This window comes from Pseudomonas sp. KH_046_2, from assembly GCF_057838985.1.
The window spans coordinates 3,012,527-3,033,998 of record NZ_CM174480.1; the positions used below are offsets into that span (position 1 = coordinate 3,012,527).

Consider the following 21,472-nt stretch of genomic DNA (forward strand, 5'->3'; position numbering starts at 1 on the left):
AGGGGTGCCGGATAAGTCATCCACCACAGCGTCACAATAATATGGCTGCTGAGTACGGCATTGCACTAACCGATCTTGTCATGGTCCATACACCCCGCACGACCCTCAGCGGTCGAACCGACCGACCCCGCATCGAAAACTTGATCAAGGACCGCGAAAGCATGATCGCCGCCACATAATCAGCAACGCCCTTCACCGGGTTCCGTGAATCGGGCCTCGCCGCACGTTTATCCCTCAATTCCATTCGAAGATTCAACCCATGTACCTACGCAAAATTGCAGTTGGGCTGTCGGCCCTTGTTTTGCTCTCGACCGGGGCGCAAGCCCGCAGTCTTTTCGACCTTCTCAAGCCACCCACCGCGCAACATGAACAAACATCCCGCTCCGGCTCGATCAGCCAGAACGCGGCCCTGGACCTCTATTCAAGCAAACAGAAACAGGCTTCGTTTGACGGCTGCGCAGACCTGTTCCCGGCAGCGAAACCGATCAACACGGCCACAGTGCCCGCATCGATGAAACCCCTGGCGCTGTGTTCCGACAACTTCGCGGTGCTGTACTCGCAAACCAGCAAGACCCCGCTGGTGGTGGTCGAACGCCTGAATGCGGCCCTGTTGCAGGATGCCAAAGGGGAAGAGCGCACCAACCAGTTCTACCCGGACCCACGCATACCCAAGAGTGGGCGCGCCGAGTTGAGCGACTACCGCAGCCAGCAGCCGGCGGTGGACCGTGGCCATCAATCCCCGGCAGCCGATGCCCCGAATCCCAAGGCAATGGCCCAATCCTTTGCGCTGTCGAACATGGTGCCGCAAGACCCGACCAACAACCGCAAGATCTGGAGCAAGGTCGAGTCTGACGTCAGGAAGTTTGCCAAGCGTGCCGATGGCAACGTGTTTGTCTTTACCGGTCCGCTCTTTGATCCCGGCCACTCGACCATCGGCGACAACCAGGTCTGGGTGCCGACCCGACTGTTCAAGCTGGTGTACGACGCATCGTCCAAACGTGCCTGGGCCTACGTGCTGCCTAACGCAGAAACCCGAATCGAGAAACCGATGGACTATGAGACGTTCGTGAAGAGTACCGGGCTCAAGCTGCTCGGGAACCTGCCCGTCACTGGTTCGGCCGGGCGCACCTGATGGCTGAATGAGCAGCGCCCCAAAGGTTGGAGGCAACCGATGGGGTGTTTTATTGCCATGAACCACGCAAAAACAAGGTCAAGGAAATAAATTCAGCAAGAAGTAACAAATAGTAAAAATGAACTATACCCAATAGGGCAATCGCTCCTGACCCCGGGACATGATGCCTCCATAGATACGCGTCCCAGGAACTTCAACGTCAGACAGACCGAGAGATTCTGGTTATGAACGCTTCGAAAATCGCTGCCAGCGATGCGGTCCGAGATCGCTTACGTAATGCCCGTGCGGCGCTCCGGCTCGACGAGACTCACTTCATCCGATGTCTCCGTGATCTCGGTAGATGATCTGGCGGCAGGGGCGCCGGATCCCTTCAAGCGACCGTCTTCGACCTCCCTATTTTCCGGTGGCCCTTCGCGGGCCGCATCAAGAACATGGCGGCAGCATCATCCTGCGCAGCACCCGACCTGCAAGATATACGTGGTCAAGCAGTAAGCATTAGTCCCTGTCCGGCCGCGCGCTGAACGTCGCCAGACCCAGGTTCAAAACTCTGCAAAAGGCAAGGAGTTTGCGATGGCTGATTCAAGCAAGAAAATGGGCCTGATGGGACTCACGACGCTGGTAACGGTCAACATGATGGGCTCGGGCATCATCATGTTGCCCACCAACATGGCTCAATTGGGTGCCGTCTCGCTGCTGTCATGGATCTTCACCGCGATCGGTTCGATGGCCATCGCCTACTGCTTTGCCCAGTGCGGGGTCTTCTGTCCGCGCTCCGGCGGCTTGTCCGCCTACACCGAAGAAGCTCATTCAAAGTCGGGTTTTTTCCTCTGCTCGTACCTGTACTTCCTGTCCCTGGCCATTGCCAATGTGGCCGTGGCCATTTCGGCGGTGGGCTACATGACAGCCTTCGTGCCCTGGTTGGGTACGGGTGCCATTCCATTGTGCGTCGGCACGATCGGGCTGATCTGGCTGACCACCTTCGCCAACTTCGGTGGCCCGGGCATCACCGGCAAGATCGGTGCGTTCACGGTGTGGGGGGTGATCATTCCGGTAGCGGGCCTGAGCATCATCGGCTGGTTCTGGTTCAAGCCCGATGTGCTGGCCGCCGCCTGGAATCCCAACAGCCTGCCGATTTCCGAAGCCATCGGCAAAGCCATACCCCTGACCCTGTGGGCCTTCCTGGGCATGGAGTCGGCGGCCCAGGCCACCGATGCCGTAGAAAACCCCAAGCGCAATGTGCCGTTGGCCTGCCTGTTCGGCACCCTGGGTGCCGCCGTAGTCTATGTGCTGTCGACAACCGTCATCCAGGGCATCATTCCCAATGACGAACTGGCCAAATCCACGGCGCCTTTCGCGTTGGTCTACGCCACGATGTTCAGCCCGATGGTGGGCAATATCGTCATGGCGCTGGCGGTCATGGCCTGTGTCGGCTCGCTGTTGGGCTGGCAATTCACCCTGGCGCAAACGGCCAAGATGACAGCTGACCAGAACCTGTTCCTGAAGCTGTTCAGCAAGGTCAACGCCGTGAATGCGCCCGTCGTCGGCATGATTGTCTGCGGCGTGTTGCAGACCCTCATGGCCCTGTCGACCATCTCGCCCGATGCCGCCGCCCAGTTCAGCAAGCTGGTCAGCCTGGCAGCGGTCACCAACCTGATTCCCTACATAACGGCGATGACCGGGCTGCTGGTGATCATGCACAAGGCCGGGGTCTCGTCGGCCATCTACTCGCGTAACCTGGTGGTCTTGCTGATTGCAATAACGTACTCCTTGTACGCCCTGTATGCCTGCGGCAAGGATGCAGTGATGGGCGGCACCCTGGTGCTCGCTTTCGGCTACCTGCTCTATGGATTCCTCGCCAAGCGCTTTACCGAAGCGCCAGCGGCCAACCCGGCCAGGGCCGCAAACCCTTAGGCGTGGCCAACAGGACTGCACAGACATCTGCATACGGGGAAACCGGACATGAACGTACCATTTGCCACAACCACCAGACTGCTGCTGGCCTTCGCACTCTCGACGCTGCCGCTGGTGGCCGGCGCCAACACCCTTGAACGCGTGCGCGCAAGCCACACCTTTACCCTGGGCTACCTGCCTGACCTGGCCCCATTCAGCAAGCAGGAAGGCGACAAGGCCAGCGGCTATGCCATCGACCTGTGCCTGAAAATCGCCGACAAGCTCAAGAGCGAGCTGGGCCTGCCCGACCTGCAAGTGCACTATCAGCCCGTAACGGTTTCGGACCAGGTCAGTGCGGTGAGCCAGGGCAAGGTTGATATCCTCTGCACGCCGACGGCGCCCACCCTGGAACGGCGCAAGATGATCAGCTACTCCATACCGGTCTACACCGCCGGCCTCTCGGTCGTGGTGCGCAACGATGCTGGCGAACCCTTGCTCAATGTGCTCAATGGCAAGGTCGCCAATGCCGGCCCAACCTGGCGTGCCAGCATCAACAACGGCCTGGCCAATCAAACCTACGCGACCCTGGAGGGGGGCGTGACCGAAGACTGGATTCGCGAGCAGATGCGCCTGCTCAACGTGATTGCCTCGCTGGTGACCGTGGCCAACAACGACGAGGGCATCAAGCTGGTCGCCGAGGGCAAGGCCGATGCCTTCTTCTCCGAACGTATGCTGCTGCGCAACGAAATCGCCAGGGAAGGCGCGGCGAAAAACCTGATGCTCCTGGACCGCATCTTCGAGTACTCGCCGGTGGCGATGATCGTGGATCGCAACGACGAAGACTTCCGCCTGCTGGTTGATACAGCCCTGAGTGAAGCCTATTACTCGGGCTTTGTAGAAAAGGCCTACGACCAGTATCTGGGCGGGAGCAACCTTACCGTGAAGAGACTGTTCAGGGTCTATGCATTGCCCTGATGGGTTTTGTAGGAGCGAGCTTGCTCGCGATGGTCGTTAACGAAAACGCGTGTTCATTGACTGAACGCAGCGCCCTTGAGTCCATCGCGAGCAAGCTCGCTCCTACAGATGAGCAGCATCACGTCTGTGGACGGCCACCGGCTTGCTGGTCAGCGCCAATTCGCCAGGACCATGGCGAAGTAGCCGAGGACCGTCAGCAGGATTCCCGAGACTTACGGGACTACCGGACGCCCGTCTGGCGTAGCGCAGCCGGGGTGTAATTGTTCGCCGAAGCTACGACGCCGAATTGAATGCTGCGTTTTTCCTCGTTTTTCAGGCCCAGCACCGAATAGCGGCCGGACTGCAGGTCATAGAGGGCTTCAGCGGTATAGCCCGGCACTTGCTTGTGGTAGTACTGCTGGGCATGCCCTTCGCCCACGCGCCACAGCTGGCCGCGTCCGTCGTAATGGTCCACCTCCGCCAGTTGCCAGCTGTCCTCATCGAAGTACATGTGTCGCGTCGCGTAAATGTGACGTTCGCCTGGCTTGACCTTGGCCACCACCTCCCATACACGGTGCAGCTCGTAGCGGGTCAGGTCCTGATTGATATGACCGGCCTTGAGGATGTCGGCGTACTTGAGGTTGGGTGAGTCGAGTTTGTAGCTGTTGTAGGGGATGTACAGCTCCTTTTTTCCGACCAGTTCCCAGGTGTATCGATCCGGTGCACCGTTGAACATGTCGTAGTTGTCCGTGGTAGCCAATCCATCGGCGGCAGTGGCCGGGCCGTCGTAGGCCACTTGTGGCGCCCGGCGCACGCGACGCTGGCCGGCGTTGTACAGCCAGGCATCACGGGGTTCCTTCACCTGGTCGATGGTTTCGTGGACCAGCAACACGTTGCCGGCCAGACGGGCCGGGCCTGTCACGCGCTGGATGAAGTAGAACAGGATGTTGTCAGCCTTGCTCTTGTCCAGGTCCGGCAGTTCTCGCGGGTAGGAGATTTCGTCTTCCAGTTCAACCATGCTGAAGGCGCCGTCGGCTTGCGGTTGCACCCGGGTTGCCCAGCGTTTGAGGTTGCCGCCGCGATAGCGGGTCAGGTGATTCCACAGCACTTCGATACCGCTCTTGGGCATCGGGAACGCGTAGTAACGGCTATCGGCAAAACCGGTCAGGCCATTGCCACCATCAACACCTTCGGTTTTCAGGGCACTGGCCTTGATCACCGAGTAAATGTCTGCCGGCACCGCCGCGGTGCGGTGAGTCGGGTAGACCGGCATTTTGTAGGTGTCGGGATAGCGCGCGAACATGGCCAACTGGCCTGCCGACAGCTTGTCCTTGTATTGATTTACGTTGGCGGCGGTGATGGTGAATAGAGGTTTTTCGTTGGCAAAGGGGTCGGACAAAAAGCCCTTGCCGTCGACTGTCCCTGCGGTGGTTGGCAGGCCTCCGGTCCAGGCGGGAATGCTGCCTGCGGCGTTCGCGGTTTTGACGGCGCCCATCGGCGTCAGCGTGGTGCCCAGCTGTGCAGCCTCCTCGGGAGAGACCTTGGCCATGACAGCCGTGGCCAGAAGGGAAAGCGCCAGGGCACCGGTTTGCACGAGTATTTTTGTTGTTTTCATGTAGTTGCTCTCAGGTTTTTCGATGGGCAGGGTCAGGTCATCGACCCAGGTAAAGCAGGCCAATCACCAGCATTGCGAGGAACAGCGTTTCACCAACCAGCAACGCGATCGGGCGCCAGCCGACAGTCGCGAGTTTTTGCAGTGAGGTTTTCAAACCCAGGGCAGCGATGGCGATCACCAGGCAGACGCGTGACGTGTCACTCATGGCGCTCGACAGCGAAATCGGCAGGACACCACTGCTGTTGATCGCGACCAGGCAAACGAAGGCGAGCAAAAAACCTGGAACCAGCGGCATCCGCCGTCCGGTGTCTGTCTGCTTGCCCTGTTGTCGGCGGAAAAACCAGGCAATCACCACGACTGCGGGAACCAACAGTGCTACACGCAGCAGTTTCACCACGGTGGCGATGTCGCCGGTCGCCGGCGAGATCATGTAGCCCGCACCGACCACCTGCGCCACGTCATGAATGGTGCCGCCGAGAAAGGTCCCGGCTTGTTCAGGAGAAAGGCCGAGCAATTTGCAGAGGATCGGATAGGTGATCATGGCCACGGTCGAGAGGCCGGTGACACTGACCACCGTCAGCAAGGTATCGCGCTCGCTGTTCTCATGTTTGGGCAGCACGGCGGAAATCGCCAGGGCGGCCGACGCACCGCAAATGGCCACGGCGCCACCGGTCAACACGCCGAAGTCGGCGCGTACGCCCAGCAGGCGAGCGCTGAGCCAACCGACAACAATGGTCGCAGTCACGGCAAACACGGCCGCCAGTACGGTTTCCCAGCCGAGCGAGCCGATCTGTTCCAGCGTGATACGCGCACCCAGCAGGGCGACACCGATGCGCAACAGGGACCGCGAGGCGAACTCTATGCCTGGCAGGCAGCGGCTATGCTCGCTGAGAAAATGGCAGGCCATGCCGAATAGCAGGGCATACAGCAGCGTAGGGCCACCGTAGTGATCAGCGATGAAGCCCGAGGCCATGGCGATCGCCAGGCTGACCAGCAGACCGGGACTGATCTGCCGCAACTGGCTGAGCCATTGCCGGGGTGGGCTGACGGGTGCGCTGATGTGCGACGCAGGGGGCGCGTTCTTGATCATCTTGGTTTTCTCTATGGTGTCCAGAGCAACGCGCGGGGAGCTACGTCAATCTGGACGCCATGCGGGGGATTAGTCGGTGACTGCTTGCTCGTAGCACGTCAAGGCACGATCGATCGGAACCCACGGTTGGGCGGAAGCACACCACAGGTGCAGGGCCGGGTTGAGTGCCGAGGTATCGCTGAGCGTGCCGGCCTTGACTGCAAACAGGCCGGGCATCGTGGTCACCGCGCTATACAGCGCAGAGCCGCAGTTGCTGCAGAAAAACCGCCGCACTGGCAAGCCGCTGCCGCCATTGCTGGAGAAACTGCCCAGGCTCTTGCCGGCGACTTCGAAGCCGTCGATTGGTACCAGCACGTTGATCGAAAAGGCACTGCCCGATTGTTTCTGGCAATCGCTGCAGTGGCATATAGCAGTCATCAGTGGGGCCGCGAGGGTGGAATACTGGATGTTGCCGCACAGGCAACTGCCATTGAGGGTCGTCATGGGTCAATTCTCTTCAGGGAGGACAGGTGTTACTTGCAATGGGTGCTGTCGGATTTCCAATGCAGGGCGTTTTGGACAGTGCGCCGCAAGCTGTGTCGCGCACCCAACAACAGTGTGCAGGCGAGGGCGCAGGCAATCAGCGTCACAATCAGAATCGAGTAGCGAATGGCGGCAGGGTCGACCAGCAGGTAGTCGGTGATGACACCGATAGCCACCGGACCGATGCCGGCACCGAGCAAGTTGAGTACACCTGTGAACAGGGCGATGAACTGTCCGCGCATCGGTGCAGGCGACATTTCGACGATTAACGCCGGGCCGACACCAAACAGGCAGACCCACAGGGCAGCAGTGAGCCCCAGGAAAGGCAACGCCATCCAAGCGCTGGGCGCCAGCAGTAACGGAGTGGCACACAGCGGCAAGACCATGCTGGCGATGATCGCCACACGCAGATTGCCATTGGCCACGCCGCGGCGGCGCCAGTATTCACCCAGCCAACTGGCAATGAGCACACCAAGCGGCGAGCTGACACACATGATCAGCCCCATCACTGTGCCGGCCTTGGCGTAAGTCCATCCGAACTCGCGTACCAGGTAGCTGGGCACCCAGGCGCCGCCACCGTATACCGCGGCGTTATAGCAGCCCATTCCGACCACAATGGCGAAAAAGGTGCGTCGGTTTGCGCGCAAAAACGCCAGCACTTCGCCCAGTGGCACGCCAGGCGTCACTGAGGTCGGTGTCGTCCGTCCGACGCGATCCAGTCGCGGCTCCGGCACGCCCATCATCAGCAACAGAACAATCAGCCCTGGCAGGCCAATCGACATTAGCGTGGATTGCCAGGGCGCGAGGGTGCCAAGCAATGGCAGGGTCAGTGGATGGGTGCTGAAGTAGCCCAGCACCAGGCCGGTGGCGAGAAGACCTCCGCCAACACCGACCGGGCCACCGGCGCCGAACACGCCGAGGGCGCGGCCGCGTTTCTCCGGTACGAACAAGTCGCTGATCAGCGACACCGCGCCCGGCAGCAACACCGCCTCGCCGACCGCCACACCGATGCGTGCGAGCAGCAGGTGCCAGAACTCGGTGGCCAGGCCACTGGCAGCTGTGGCCATACACCACAAGCCAATGCCGACAATGATGATCAGCCGTCGGTTGCCACGATCGATCAGGCGCGCGATCGGCAGACCGGCCAAGGCGTAGAAGAGGGCGAAGGTGAAGCCATGAAGCATGCCCATCCAGGTATCGTTGACGTGCAGCGATTGCTGGATCGGTCCGACCAGCAGGCTGAGGATCTGCCGGTCCATGACCGAGAAAACATAGGCGAGCAGCAGCACACCAAGGGCATAGCCGGCCCGGCTGCGATTGGGCAGTAACGGCGCCGCGCAAGGCGTTGTCGGCGCCGGGATGGTCGTTGTACTAGTCATCGACGGTTTACCTCTTGGGCTTGTTCTTGTTGTCGAGGTCGCGCGACACACAAGTCGCCGCGCGGTACAGCCTTAGCCGGCCGACGCGATCGCATCGGGCTGCTGCCAGAGGTTGTTGTCCTGCCAGATGTTTTCCTTGCGCCAGTGCATCGGGAGTTCGGCGCCGGTGTGCTCTATCACTCGACCGATCAGAAGCTTTAATTGCTGCGCCTCGTCGAAGGAAAGTGCTTCCAGAGCAGTCATCTCGGCGGCCTTGGCGAAGGACAGCCACTGGATCGCCAATTGGCGCCCTTTGTCGGTGAACAGCACGCGCGCCTCTTGCAGAGTCAGCAGATCCTTCTGCAGCCAGATCGCCAGCTGTTCTCGAGCTAACGACTTGCCGGTGAACTCGAACAATTGGCGCAACTCGTCCAGGGTCCGGCCTTCGCTGAAACTGAGGATGCCCAATAGCTCGAAGTCCTGGTCCTGCATGCCCATCGCCTTCAACTGCTGGCGAATCGGCAACTGGAGCTGGTAATAGGCGCGGCCGAAGAGAAAACCGAGCCAGTTTTCGCCGTATACAACACTTTCCTGGCCGCGCGCGGCGGCAGGCAGCAGGCGCCGGTAGCCACCGCTGTGGAACACCAGCGGGGCCTTGTCGAAGCGGTCGAATGCCAACACTTCACCAACCAGGATGATGTGGTCGCCCCCCTCGTACTGATAGGTGGTCTTGCACTGGAAGCGTGCCGAGCAGCCATCGAGCAGCGGAATGTCGCTGGGCCCGCGCTGCAGTTCAAGCGCTGCGAACTTGTCGGTGCCGCTTTTGGCGAAGCGATTGGACAGCAGTTCCTGGTCAGTAGCCAGGATGTGCACGGCGAAGTGCGAGCCTTCGGTGAAGGCGTGTGCCGACGAGGAATCCTTGTTGATGCTCCACAGCACCATGGGCGGGTCGATCGACACCGAGTTGAAGCTGTTGGCGGTCAATCCGTAGTCCTGACCGTCCTGGCCGCGGGTGGTGACGATGGTCACGCCGGTGGTGAAGGCGCCTAGCGCCTGGCGGAACTGCTTTGGGTCGAAGTCGGAGGTATTCATCGACGGGAACTCCATTGCCGCCGGACACGTCGGCGGCTGATTGTTATTGGATTGGAGTGGCTCAGCGGTCGAGCAGAGGCATGACCAGGCGGCCGAAGCGCTCGGCTTCCTCGTGATGCGGGTAGCCGGACAGACAGAATCCGCTGCAACCGGCATCGACGAACGCCAGCAACTGGTCGGCGACCTGCTGCGGGTTGCCGACCACGGCAATACCGGCACCGGGGCGCACTTCGGTGATGCCGGTCCACAGGTGTGGAGTCATCTTGCGGCCGGCGGTTTTGGAGAGCTCTTTCATTCGTTGGTTGGCAACGGACTCGGCCATCATGGTCTTGACTTGTTCGGTCCAGGTCGGATCGGCGCCGTTGACCAGGGTATCTGCGGCGGCCCAGGCCTCCTCTTCGGTTTCCCGGCAGATGATCTGCAGGCGCATGGCAAACTCGATTTCCTCGCCACGGCCATATTTGGCAGCGCGTTCGCGCATTTCCTTGATCTGTTCGGCGATGCGGTCCGGGTAGTCGCCCCAGAACAGGTGTACGGCGGAGTGCTTGGCGGAAATTTCGGCAGCCTGTTCCGACCCGCCCCCGAGGAAGAACGGTGGGTGCGGTTGCTGGAACGGGGCGGGGATGACCTTCGGGCCATGTGCCTGGTAGTACTTGCCTTCGTATTCCACACCTTGCTCGGTCCACAGGCGTTTCATCAACTCGACTTCTTCCTCCAACTGCTCGTAGCGCCCGTCCTTGGAGGCGATCTGGCCCTCCGCGTAGGCGTCTTTCTCGCTGAGGCCGGCGATCAGGTTAATGTAGATGCGTCCTTTGGACAGTTGGTCGAAGGTGGAGAACATCTTGGCCTGGGCGACCGGATGGATGAAGCCAGGCTTTACCGCCACCAAGGCTTTCAGTTTCTGGGTGCGGGCGATGACGAAGGAGGCAGTCACCCAGGCATCCCAACAGAACGGGGTTACGGGGACCAGTACGTAGTCGAATCCGGCCTGTTCGGCGGCGACGGCTACCCGCTCGAAATGCTCAAGGGATTGCGGGATGCTTTTGTTCGGATCGCTGAAGGCAGTGGTATCGCCAATAGTTGGAATGAACCAACCCATCTGCAGGGTTTTTTTATTATTCATGCTTGGGCTCTTGTATCGAGGGAACGATGGAGCTACTAAAACAAAGCCGGTACAGTGAGGGAAATGAATAGATAGAATCTCAGGTATGCACAACGTAAATACGCGCACCCTCGACCTGAACCTGCTGGTGGTGTTCGCCACCCTGTGGGATACGCAGAACGTGACCCGCGCGGGCGAACGCCTGGCATTGAGTCAGCCGGCGGTCAGCCATGCGCTACGGCGACTGCGCGAGCGCCTGGGCGACGAACTGTTCGTCACTGGCCGTCATAGCCTGGTACCGACCGCGCGCGCGGCCGAACTGATCGGCCCGGTGCGGGAAGCACTCAGCCGCCTGGACGACGTACTGCAAGGCTCTACGCCGTTTTTGCCGGCAGCGACGCAGCGCAAATTCCGGATTGCCTCCGGCGATTTCGTCGAGTTCCTGATCTTGCCCCGGCTGATCCAGCACATTGCCCGTGAAGCGCCTGGGGTGATGATCGAAGTGGTGCCACTGCCGCCGAGCAATGCATTGCCACCGCTGCTGGAAACCGGCGAGATCGACCTGGTCATCAACACCCCCCTGGCGTTGGGGGCTGGCCTGCGCGAGGAGTCGATCACCACGGTTTCGCTGCTCACGCTGATATGGCAGCGCGAAGGCTTGCCGCCCGGGCGCTTTCCGCTCGACCTCTACCTGGAGCGACCACAGGTCATGATCGAAATGCACCAACGGGTGGGCAACATTATCGACACGACCCTGCAGGCCCAGGGGCTGACTCGTCGTGTTGGCGTATTGGTGCAGAACTTCATGGCGATGCCGGTGATTGCCTCGCAAACGGGCTATATCTGCAATCTTCCCGGGCCGATTGCACAGGTTTTTGCAGAAACTTTCGGACTTAGCTGCCACCAGCCGCCAGTCGATTTCCCCGAACCCGAATTGATTGCGTACTGGCACGCCCGATTCGATTCAGATTCAGGCTTGAGGTGGTTGCGTGAGCTGATAAAGGATTGCGCGGTCACCCGCCCTGCGTGAAGCGCGGGTGTTCAGGCGGTGATCGGGTGGATCATAAACTCGACTGTCCGCACTTGGGCGACCACCCATTAAATTGAGACGATCGTTCTGAGTATGGATCGGAATGATATGTATTTACTTATAAAAGATAATCGTTATTATTCGCGCGATAATTCATACAAAGGTGTCCATGGTGGCTCGATCGCGCATTTACCCAGCCTCTCTGTCGTTGCTGGGTGTTCTGGTTGTACCTGATCTACAGGCAGAAACGGAGTCTGCTCTAACCCTACCGGCAACCGCTGTGAACAGTGAGTACAGCGAGCAGAGCTACATGCCGACCGAGAGCAGGAGCGCGCTGAAGATCGATGCGCCGCTACGTGATATCCCGCAAACCGTCAACGTGGTTCCCCAGAGCGTCATCAAGGATCAAGGGGCGCGGTCGATGGAGGACGTACTGAAGAACGTCCCTGGTATCGGTCTGTCCAATGGGGACGGCCAGCGCGACCAGGTCACCATCCGTGGTTTCAGTGCCATTGGCGACATGTATGTCGACGGCATTCGCGACGATGCGCTGTACTTCCGGGATCTTTCCAACGTCGAGCGGGTGGAAGTGATCAAGGGGCCGGCTGCGGTGCTCTATGGCCGAGGTTCTTCGGGGGGGCTGATCAACAGCATCAGTAAGGCACCCAACTTCGCACCCAGGCAGGAGGTCGGCGTCAGTGTCGACAGCGAAGGCGAAAAACGCACTCAGTTCGATGCCGGTTGGGCCGATCAGCAGCACGGCGATAAAGCCTTTCGTGTGACAGGCGCGCTGGAGAACAGTGACACCTTCCGGGATGACGGCTACACCGACCGCAAGGCCATCGCACCTTCGGCTTACTTCAAGCTCTCGGACGATCTGGAACTGGACCTGGGCGCTACCTATCTGTATGACAAGCGTCTGATCGACTTCGGCATCCCGGCATTCGGCGACCGTCCGGTCGATGTGGACCGCGACAAGCGCTTCGGTGCCGCCGACCCGGATGATGACTACACCCGCAGCGAGGTGTTCTCGTTCACGGCGGGTGTCGACTACCGCATCAATGATGACTTCACCCTGAGCAACACCAGCCGCTACTACCACTACGATCTGGATCGCAACAACACACTTGCTGACTCCAGCCCGACACGTTTCGTCACTGCTCCCAATGGTGAACTGCTGGTAAAACTCAACCGCGGCAACGTGCAGCGCAAGGAGGACGGGTGGTTCAACCAGATCGAGCTCAAGCAGCGCGCCGTACTCGCCGGGATGAACCATAACCTGCTCTACGGTGTGGAACTGGGGCGCCAGGTGAAGGACCAGTCCGTATTCAGCCAATCCAATGTGGCCAGGGTGCCGGTGTATCGCGATGCTTTGGTCGATGTGCCGTTCCAGGCCAACCGGCAAACCGCCAAGGGCACCAATACCCAGGATACCGCCGGGTTCTACGTGCAGGACTTGATCGAGCTGGCGCCGCAGTGGAAGGCACTGCTGGGTGTGCGTTACGACGTATTCGACCAGGAGTACGCCGATGACCTGACGCACAACGAGCTGTCCCGCACCGATACGACCTGGAGCCCGCGAATCGGTCTGGTCTACCAGCCTGATCAAGTGCAGTCCTATTACGTCTCGGTGAGCCGTTCCTACCAACCCTCCGCCGAGATGTTCGCCCTGAGTACGACGAACCAGGATCTTGAACCAGAGGAGACCACCAACTTCGAGATCGGCGGCAAGTGGGACCTGCTCGACAATCGCCTGGCGTTGACGGCGGCGCTGTTCCGCCTGGAACGCACCAATATGAAAACCAGCGATCCGGCGAACCCGACCAAACTGGTGCTTGCGGGTGAACAGCGCACCGATGGCCTTGAGCTGACCGCCAGCGGGCAGTTGAGTGACAAATGGCAGGTCTATGCCGGATACGCCTTTCTGGATGCCGAGATCACCAAGTCCAACAGCTTTACCAACGGTGTAGCCAACGAAGGCCAGGTACCCACCTTGACGCCACGCCACAGCGCCAACCTGTGGTTGGTGCGTTCGCTGACGCAAACCTGGCGTGTGGGCATGGGGGCCAACTATGTCGACGATCGCTATACCGCGCTGGATAACAATGTGGTCATGCCGGCTTATACAACCGTGGACGCCGCGTTGCTGTACAACGAGCCGGAATGGGACATGGCCCTGCGTCTGCGCAATGTCTTCGACAAGGACTATTACGCGTCGGCGCATGGTTCGGTGGATCTGATCACGCCCGGTGCCCCACGGACGCTGGAGCTGAGCACCAACTATCGCTTCTGAGTACAGCCCTGAAGTACAGGCGCCCGGCATTGTCGGGCGTTTGTTTGGGGGGCTTTCAAAAAGCGCTGTTCATGATCAGGGTCCGGCAACAGGCAGGAGTCGTATTTCCCGAAGAGCCGGTAACGATTAAGCGCAATGCGGTCGTATGCCCAATCTCGAAGCTTGCGAGGGAAGATGCGCAACAGGCTCACAGGGCGCCAGAGTGCGGGAAGCAGGGCGATGATTTCGAAAAAAGCTTGCGAACGCTCCCAGTAGCGTCGCTCGCGGATCACCACCATGGTGTGGAATTGATCCATGGGCAAACCCGCCCACGCGAGCAGAGCCTGCCCCTCGGGTGACTGAACCGCCGCCAACCGCACGTGCCGCTGGCGGTCATGGCGAATCAAGAACCTCACCCAGCCATTGCATAGCTTGCAGACACCGTCGAACAAGACCACAGTCTCTCCTGGCTTGAGCAGTGGCGCGGGGGAGGGGCGGATTTGCGAGGCTGGCATTTGAGGCTCGAGGTCGCACATTTTAGTTAGCCGGGGGGCGCGCTACACAGATCAGCTTTTGGCGCGATCGGTCGCCTTGGCTTTGCTTTGAGCTACAGCGCCTTCAGTCTTCTGTTTCTGTGCTACCTGGTAGGTTTCCATCGAGACTTTCCGGGCAGACTCCATGCGTGCGAAGGTCTTGTCACCACCACCTGTGGCCATCGCCAGAGAAGAAGCGGTCAGGGTGGCGACGACGAAAAGGGCTTTCATGGATTTCATTTGGGTATCCTCAGATGAGATTTTGACATTAGCTATAAACGGGATTCATTTACTGACGCTGAACGTCCTTGTTCAAGCTGGCTTCACCAGCCAGCCAGGGCGGCGTTTCCTGGTGACCAGGTGCCTTGCTCCATACGCGCTTCGGTGTCTCGGTTTTTTGCCCAGGCAGTGAGCAGTACCATCGCCCCGAATCCACCGACGATGAGAACCGGATAGGCGGCCAGCAACTCCAGCAGCGAGTATTTCCAGGCCAGCGGACGACCCACACCCAGCATGGCGGCATAGAACCACGACACGCCAGAGAGGGCACCGGAGAACAGCGCGAGCATGCGCAGGCTGAAGGAAAGTTTGAGTAACGAACCGGCTTTTTTCAGCGCCGGCAATACAGCGCTATGCAACAGGTAGCCGTTAAAGGTCAACAGCACAACGATGCCGATCTTGGCTTGCAGTTTGGGATTGAGGAAATACTCCATCCCCTTGCCGGCATAATCGATCCCGACAATGCCAATGCCCGTAATCCAAAGCGCTACAAGTGCAAGCGATACGGTTTTTTGAAGGCTTTGCATGTGCGCGTCATCGTGGTGACCTGACGCATCCCCCTTCAGGAGTTGCTTGACCATTGCAATGTCACTGGTCAAGACCAGCCCGATTGCAACGCAGCAGGCGATTAGATGAAAATATACAACGCCCAAACGCACATATTCCACGGTGGACGAAGAAAACATACTAAGTTCCATGGTGACCTCTTGGTTGTAATAGTGAATCAACTTGGCTCTCGGCACGGCTTGATTGGAATTTACCGTTGCTGACTGCCATTTAGATCCAGCAATTACTATTAATTAATCTTGCGACATTACGCCACCAAGATAATAGTGAGTTTCGCGAATGAACTATTAGTCATTCGATCATGTCCATTTTCAGGTAACAAAAAACCTCAATCACACTTGGTGCATAGGAGGTTTAACTTCCGCTTCTGGGGGGCGGCGAGGCCCGGAACCCGATCGACGAGACGGATCAGGCAATGCTGGTGGGGTCGGCGGGGCTGCCACCCCATTCGAGGAAACGGATCTTGTGAACTTCGCCCTCGCTGTCTTCGTAGACCAGGGTCACCGGTACCACGCCGGTCTTGTCGGATGTATCGGTGCGCTGCAGTACCCGCTTCACATCGATGTCCATCCCGTAGTGGTATTCGACGGCTGAGACATGCGCGCCGGGTTCTTGCAGGCTGTTCTGGTCGAAGACACTGGGTGCGAGACTGGAAATCACCGCACTGACAATTGTGGCCATGCTCATAAGGCTGTACCTCTTCTGAAGTTCGCTTGACAAGGACCTAATGTGACACGCGATGAAAGTGAAGTTCACTTTACCGCGACGAACGCGCCCGCCAGAAAAGCCTGTAGTGGCTGCAAACTCCCGGCAATTCCCCGCGCTTGACGCCTCTCGACCATTCGTCCTTTAACCCCAGTATTTGTTGGTCAAAGTCCATTTTTTGAGGGAGGTCATGACATGTCATGACGGATTTTCACGCCTGGTGATTTCAATTCATTCGGCTGAGTCCGAGCGATCGCGAACGCCGGTTATCCGGGCCAGGCGTCAGATCGCAGGATTCAACACGTGGGCCCAAAGAGAAATTTATGGACGGGGGGAGGCTAGCGCTCCTTCATGCGCCCTCTATACAGGGCAGGTGCCAGGCATTGCGGGCAAGCCATGAAGAAAGGCGGCAATCTGCTTGCTATTGCACAGATGCACCACAGCAATCCCTGGGCCTGTGGCCAGGCGCACCGCCTCGATACCCGGGCGGTAACCATGATCGAAATTCCACACAAAGTTCAGAAAGGTCACCCGCTTACATGGCGCCTGCCGGCTCGTTCGTGCTTCAGGCGGATGCGCCCACGCCTTCGGCGTTCTCCTGCGACGCAACGTCATGCAGGGAAATCCTTGAAGTCTCCGGTAATGCCAACCCGCCCGCCAATGCGAGCAATGCAATCGCAATCAGATAGAGCGCCGGCGACAGGTTGCTGCCGGTGGTGCTGATCAGCCACGTCGCCACCAGCGGCGCGGTGCCGCCGAACAGGGTGTACGCCATGTTGTAGGTGATAGCCGAGGCGGTGTACCGAGTACGGGTAGGGAAGGTTTCCGAGAGCAAGGCCGCGGTTACCACCCCACACAACACCGCGCCAATCGCCAGGAGCATGACGCCGACGATGGACGCGGCGAACGAACCGGAGCTGGCCATCAGGAACGATGGATACACGACCACGATCAACAGCGCGCAAGCGGTCATCACCGTGATTCGACGCCCGACCCGGTCCGAATACAGCCCGGCCAGCGGGCAGATCGCCGCAGCGAACAGCAATGCAATCAGAGATACCAGCAGGGCCGTTGCGCGACTCAGGCCACCGGCGACTTGCAGGTAGGTCGCGAAGTAGGTGGTGAACATGTAAAACGAAAGTGCCGTGAGTGACACAAAAGCGCCCAGGCAACAGATCGCCGCACCATGGTTGCGCAAGGTTTCCCTGAGTGGAGAATGTGCGACAGCATGCTCCTGAGTCACCGCCTGGAATGCCGGTGTCTCATCGAGCTTCCAGCGCAAGTAAAGCCCCACCAGGCCCAGGGGCGCGGCAATCAGGAACGGCAAGCGCCAACCCCAGCTCCCCATTGCTTCGGCCGACAAAGACGCCTCGAGTGCGTAGGCCACCACGGCGGCCGCGGCGAAGGCGGAAAATGTCGACACCGGAATGAAGCTGCCGTACCAGGCGCGTTTATCACTCGGTGCATGTTCCATCAGGTAGGCACAGGCACCTGCGTATTCTCCCCCGGCGGAAAAGCCTTGGGCGCAGCGGATCAGGGACAGAAGAATCGGCGCCATGACCCCGATCGCCGCATACGTGGGCAGCAGACCGATCAGGGTCGTGGCACCGGCCATCAGCAGGATGGTCATCGCAAGGGTGCGCTTGCGGCCGATCCTGTCGCCCAGCATGCCGAAGAAAATCCCGCCAAGGGGCCGAAACGCAAAGGCCACGGCGAATACCGCAAAGGTCTTGAGCAGCGCGGCGCTGGCATCGCCGCTGGGGAAGAATTGCTGGGCGATGGTCGTGGCCAGAAAGCCGTAGACGGCAAAGTCGAACCACTCGACGAAATTACCGATGCCGGCAGCCACAATCACTCTTCTCAGCGTTTGTGGGCTGACTTGTTCCATAGTTGCGCTCGTCATGCTTGACCTCGACAGTTCGTCAGTAAGCTATCGATTATCGGGGCAGGCACTGAGGTGGCTCACTTCAAAAGTGTCATCCACATAGTCAGTACCGACTTCATGCCGTTGAATCAGGCATGATTCGCGCCAGATTGGCCGAGGGAGAGAAAAGGGCGATTTTTTCGCGAATTTGAAAAGCGTTGAGGGTATTGTCGGTCGCCGGGATCAGATCAATCAGAAGGGATGAAGATGACATTGACTGTCGAAAGCCTGGTCAGGATCGCAATGACCAATCCGGTAAACGCAGAACTTTCCACTCGTTTGCCTGAACTCGGTTTGAACCAATGCATGCTCACGGCCGGTTGTTTGTTCCAGGCCGTCTGGAATCATCAGGCACAACGATCGCCAGAGTGGGGCGTGAAGGATTACGACGTCTTTTACTTTGATGATGACCTGTCGTGGGAAGCGGAGAATGAAGTCATCCAGTCAGGTCAGCGTCTGTTCCGGGACCTCGACGTGAACATCGAGATCAGGAATCAGGCTCGCGTTCACCTGTGGTACGGCCAACGCTTTGGCGGGGATTATCCAAGGCTTGAGTCGGCTAAAGACGGGATTGACCGCTACCTGATTGCCGGCACCTGCATTGGCCTGGACATCGAAACCGGCGAGGTCTATGCGCCCAACGGGCTGGCCGACACAGAGCACGGGCTACTTCGAATCAATCCCAGGAATCCCAAGCCAGACCTGTTCGATCAGAAGGCGAAAAGTTATCAGGCTCGCTGGCCTTGGCTCAGGATCCTGAAACCCCAAAGTTGAATTGGCGCGAGCATGCCGGCCCTCCCGCCATGGATAAAAATTCAACCCCTTGATCAGAGTTTTTCCAGGAAGCCCAGTAGCAGCTCATTGACCTCTGTCGCGCGTTCTCGCTGTATCCAGTGGCCGGCATCTTCAAGGATATGACACCCGCGCAGGCCCGGCAGTGTCTGCGCGAAGGCTTCAATCTGCCGTGGGGAGCCCGGAAACTTCAGCACGGCGTCGCGGCTCCCGGCAATGAACATCGACGGTTGCCGGATAATGCAATCGCGCCAAGGTGCCAGTAGTGCCCATGAGCGCGTCATGTTGCGGTACCAGTTCAAGCCGCCGCGAAATCCGCTACGGGTGAATTCGCGGGTGTAGTAGCCAATATCCGCAAGGCTTAGCCAGGCTGGCAGGGTTTCGGGTTCGATCATTCCTCCCAGAAAGCCCTGGCCCGGCTGCAGCCGACCGAACACCAGCCGATCGGGCCCGTCGCCCGAGCCACTGAAGTAGATGCGCCGGATCGACGACTCGACGTCCCTTTCCAGCTCGGCCTCGGCCACACCTGGCGTCTGGAAATACTGGATGTAGAAGTCGTTGATACCCCGCGAGGCAAGTGCACTCAGGATTTCCACCCGCCCCGGTGGTGAGAAGGGAACGCTCATGCCGACCACTGCGCGGAACAGATCGGGTCGCATCAATGCTGCGCTCCAGGCCACCTGCGCGCCCCAGTCATGGCCGACGATCACGGCTTGCTCTTCGCCGAGTGCGTTGACCAACTCCACCATGTCGCCTACCAGGTGGAGTGTGGTGTAGGCGTCGGGTTCGGCCGGCGCCTCTGTGCCGCCATAGCCACGCATGTCGGGCGCGACCGCTCTATAGCCGGCGGCCGCCAGCGCAGCAAGCTGGCTGCGCCACGAGTACCACAGCTCCGGGAAACCGTGGCATAGCAAGACCAAGGGGCCGCAACCCTGGGTGGCTACCTGCATGCGGATGCCATTGATGTCGAGTATTTCGAGGTGTGGCTCGTTCATGTGCGCTTCCTGCAATTCAAGCGATGGACTCCAGCAAACGCGGCAGACTCGCCAGAGCCTGCTGCTTGCTGACAGAGAGCCGATGCAGTTGTACCAGTTTCTCGGTGTCGGTTTCCTGCAAGCCCCTGACCACCGCCGTCATAAAGTACAAACGCGACTGCCTGATCCAGCGTGTCAGGCCTTCATGCTCTCCCCAGCGTAGTTGGTTACCCAGGTAGACCGACCACATTCTGATCCAGTCCGTGGGGAGGTGAGGCGGGGGGACCATCGTGCAAAGCGCGTTCATTTGCGTTTGATCGGCCAGATGGCTTTCCACGTACGCGATCAAGGCCGCGCTGAACAAGGGTTGGCAGCTGCTCACCATCAACAGGTTGATCTTGCCGCCGTCGAACACCTTCATTTCAGGCAATGACGGGATGGCACTGGCGCTGCAGTCAATGTGCAGAGCATTGGGACTCGTGGCGATGCTGCCTTGCTCGAGCACGATGCGCGTTGGCTCGATAACCCGCACTTTCCCCAGGCGCACAATGTTGTCGATGCGTCGAAGCTCACGCAATTCCGCCTGTGAGACGGTAGCGCAGCGGTAAACAGTGGGTTCGACGGACTTGTCTATGCGCAGGAGCTGGCCCGCCGCCTCAAGCCTGGAGAACAGGTCCGGGATCGAGTCTGCGGTTGCCATGGCCTCGAATTGTGCAGTGAGGCCACCGATTGTTCGCTCGAAGCTTTCGAGGCCAGGTTGCAGGTTGGCCCGGTCGATCAACCACGGATCGTTCGGCATGATCCAGCAGATTTTATCGGGTGCAATACCGTTTTGCAGACACCACAGGCAGGCGTCGATCCCGGTCTTGCCCGATCCCACCACTACGTAGCTGGAGTGTGGGTGCTGGATCTTCGGCAGGTTGTTCAGTGGCACGCATTGCACGCAGGGCTCCACCCTGTACCTGGGCGGGTGGGTCGAAGGAACTGCCGTCTGGGCGTGGGTGGCGTCTACCACCTTTTTGTGCACCTGGACCTGATGGTTGACGCCGCTGACTCGCGAGGTAAAGCGGTGGTCGTCAATGAGGTCGCCGGTGTAGTCGCACATGGGGAAGTAACGGACTCGACCTGACGGCAGAAACTGCTGATTCATCACCTGGTCGAAGTAGCTCACCACCTCGGCGCCGGAGGCTAGCTCATACAAGCCCTCATTGAGCTCCGTCTTGTCTTTCGTTCCACTGCCCAGTTCCCGTGAGTTGACGCCGTAGAAGGCCGAGGGCTGGTGCAACCGGACAAACGGGTAGGCATCATTCCAGTGCCCGCCAGGTCGGTCGTGTCGATCCACCATCATGATGCGTGCGTTGGTTTCCTTGAGTAGCGTATCGACGAAAGCCATGGCCATCGCGCCAGCACCGATGATCAGGTAGTCGGTTTCGATGTGATTTTCTTCCATATGCTTTCGCCTTTGCGAAGGTTGCACCCCCTTCAACCTCCGTAGATTAGCTACCTGTACCGAACCCGATAGAACGAATGGGCCTCATGCACATAACCGATGGAGTTAATGGCTGCAGCCTGAGTGACGACTCATGGAAAACGGCAAAAGCGGCCATTGGCAGACTTCCAGGAACCCGTGGTGCACCACGG

Annotated in this window: 19 protein-coding genes and 1 pseudogene; 6 read left to right on the forward strand and 14 right to left on the reverse strand. The window is 59.4% G+C overall.

All coding sequences use genetic code 11. The annotated features are described in order from the left end of the window. Positions 1 to 259: 259 nt before the first annotated feature. The 3 genes from AC3IX1_RS13520 to AC3IX1_RS13530 all read left to right on the forward strand — a co-directional run bounded on the left by AC3IX1_RS13520 (position 260) and on the right by AC3IX1_RS13530 (position 3,997). Positions 260 to 1,132 carry a DNA/RNA non-specific endonuclease gene (locus AC3IX1_RS13520; RefSeq protein WP_489388589.1) on the forward strand — a complete coding sequence of 291 codons (873 nt, stop codon included), beginning with the start codon at positions 260 to 262 and terminating at the stop codon, positions 1,130 to 1,132. 570 nt (positions 1,133 to 1,702) lie between these two features. After that, a complete protein-coding gene (potE, locus tag AC3IX1_RS13525; protein WP_489388590.1) occupies positions 1,703 to 3,043 on the forward strand; it encodes a putrescine-ornithine antiporter in 1,341 nt (446 codons plus the stop codon). A 48-nt stretch (positions 3,044 to 3,091) separates the two neighbouring features. Beyond that, a complete protein-coding gene (locus tag AC3IX1_RS13530; protein ID WP_489388591.1) occupies positions 3,092 to 3,997 on the forward strand; it encodes an amino acid ABC transporter substrate-binding protein in 906 nt (301 codons plus the stop codon). Between the two features lie 220 nt (positions 3,998 to 4,217). Here AC3IX1_RS13530 and AC3IX1_RS13535 read toward each other — a convergent pair whose 3' ends face one another. From AC3IX1_RS13535 to AC3IX1_RS13560, 6 genes are all read right to left on the reverse strand, one after another. After that, entirely contained in the window at positions 4,218 to 5,591 is a 1,374-nt protein-coding gene (locus tag AC3IX1_RS13535) for a DUF1329 domain-containing protein (RefSeq protein WP_489388592.1), read from the reverse strand. Positions 5,592 to 5,628: 37 nt separating this feature from the next. Further along, entirely contained in the window at positions 5,629 to 6,681 is a 1,053-nt protein-coding gene (locus AC3IX1_RS13540) for a YeiH family protein (RefSeq protein ID WP_489388593.1), read from the reverse strand. A gap of 69 nt (positions 6,682 to 6,750) precedes the next feature. After that, on the reverse strand, positions 6,751 to 7,164 hold the full coding sequence (locus AC3IX1_RS13545) for a GFA family protein (protein ID WP_489388594.1): 414 nt from the start codon (positions 7,162 to 7,164) through the stop codon (positions 6,751 to 6,753). 29 nt (positions 7,165 to 7,193) lie between these two features. Beyond that, positions 7,194 to 8,582 (reverse strand): MFS transporter, encoded by a 1,389-nt coding sequence (locus tag AC3IX1_RS13550; protein ID WP_489388595.1) that lies wholly within the window; start codon positions 8,580 to 8,582, stop codon positions 7,194 to 7,196. 72 nt (positions 8,583 to 8,654) lie between these two features. Further along, positions 8,655 to 9,653, reverse strand: a complete 999-nt coding sequence (locus tag AC3IX1_RS13555) for a flavin reductase (protein WP_489388596.1) — start codon at positions 9,651 to 9,653, stop codon at positions 8,655 to 8,657. A gap of 61 nt (positions 9,654 to 9,714) precedes the next feature. Beyond that, on the reverse strand, positions 9,715 to 10,776 hold the full coding sequence (locus AC3IX1_RS13560; protein WP_489388597.1) for an LLM class flavin-dependent oxidoreductase: 1,062 nt from the start codon (positions 10,774 to 10,776) through the stop codon (positions 9,715 to 9,717). Positions 10,777 to 10,861: 85 nt separating this feature from the next. Here AC3IX1_RS13560 and AC3IX1_RS13565 point away from each other — a divergent pair, with 85 nt between their 5' ends. Both AC3IX1_RS13565 and AC3IX1_RS13570 read left to right on the forward strand, forming a co-directional pair. Continuing rightward, positions 10,862 to 11,785, forward strand: coding sequence for a LysR family transcriptional regulator (locus tag AC3IX1_RS13565; protein WP_489388598.1), 924 nt, complete (start codon positions 10,862 to 10,864; stop codon positions 11,783 to 11,785). A 169-nt stretch (positions 11,786 to 11,954) separates the two neighbouring features. Then, complete coding sequence (locus AC3IX1_RS13570; RefSeq protein WP_489388599.1) at positions 11,955 to 14,078, forward strand: TonB-dependent receptor; 2,124 nt, start codon at positions 11,955 to 11,957, stop codon at positions 14,076 to 14,078. Here the strand turns inward: AC3IX1_RS13570 and AC3IX1_RS13575 are convergent. The 6 genes and pseudogenes from AC3IX1_RS13575 to AC3IX1_RS13600 form a co-directional block, all read right to left on the reverse strand. After that, positions 14,066 to 14,572 (reverse strand): thiol-disulfide oxidoreductase DCC family protein, encoded by a 507-nt coding sequence (locus AC3IX1_RS13575; protein ID WP_489388600.1) that lies wholly within the window; start codon positions 14,570 to 14,572, stop codon positions 14,066 to 14,068. The genes AC3IX1_RS13570 and AC3IX1_RS13575 overlap by 13 nt on opposite strands. A 51-nt stretch (positions 14,573 to 14,623) precedes the next feature. Continuing rightward, positions 14,624 to 14,830 (reverse strand): co-regulatory protein PtrA N-terminal domain-containing protein, encoded by a 207-nt coding sequence (locus tag AC3IX1_RS13580; protein ID WP_489388601.1) that lies wholly within the window; start codon positions 14,828 to 14,830, stop codon positions 14,624 to 14,626. 83 nt (positions 14,831 to 14,913) lie between these two features. Then, entirely contained in the window at positions 14,914 to 15,567 is a 654-nt protein-coding gene (locus AC3IX1_RS13585; protein WP_489388602.1) for a hypothetical protein, read from the reverse strand. Positions 15,568 to 15,844: 277 nt separating this feature from the next. Then, positions 15,845 to 16,123 (reverse strand): DUF2790 domain-containing protein, encoded by a 279-nt coding sequence (locus AC3IX1_RS13590; RefSeq protein WP_008047217.1) that lies wholly within the window; start codon positions 16,121 to 16,123, stop codon positions 15,845 to 15,847. A 378-nt stretch (positions 16,124 to 16,501) separates the two neighbouring features. Continuing rightward, a pseudogene (locus AC3IX1_RS13595) lies at positions 16,502 to 16,672 on the reverse strand (AAA family ATPase); the annotation flags it as partial. A gap of 34 nt (positions 16,673 to 16,706) precedes the next feature. After that, positions 16,707 to 18,044: an MFS transporter gene (locus AC3IX1_RS13600; RefSeq protein WP_489388603.1), complete on the reverse strand. Its 1,338-nt coding sequence runs from the start codon at positions 18,042 to 18,044 to the stop codon at positions 16,707 to 16,709. A gap of 228 nt (positions 18,045 to 18,272) precedes the next feature. Here AC3IX1_RS13600 and AC3IX1_RS13605 point away from each other — a divergent pair, with 228 nt between their 5' ends. Then, positions 18,273 to 18,839, forward strand: coding sequence for a nucleotidyltransferase family protein (locus tag AC3IX1_RS13605; RefSeq protein WP_489388740.1), 567 nt, complete (start codon positions 18,273 to 18,275; stop codon positions 18,837 to 18,839). 53 nt (positions 18,840 to 18,892) lie between these two features. On the opposite strand, the gene AC3IX1_RS13610 is transcribed toward AC3IX1_RS13605, so the two are convergent. Together AC3IX1_RS13610 and AC3IX1_RS13615 are read right to left on the reverse strand one after the other, a co-directional pair. Beyond that, positions 18,893 to 19,852, reverse strand: a complete 960-nt coding sequence (locus tag AC3IX1_RS13610; RefSeq protein ID WP_489388604.1) for an alpha/beta fold hydrolase — start codon at positions 19,850 to 19,852, stop codon at positions 18,893 to 18,895. Positions 19,853 to 19,868: 16 nt separating this feature from the next. Then, positions 19,869 to 21,281 carry an NAD(P)/FAD-dependent oxidoreductase gene (locus tag AC3IX1_RS13615; protein WP_489388741.1) on the reverse strand — a complete coding sequence of 471 codons (1,413 nt, stop codon included), beginning with the start codon at positions 21,279 to 21,281 and terminating at the stop codon, positions 19,869 to 19,871. Positions 21,282 to 21,472: the final 191 nt, after the last annotated feature.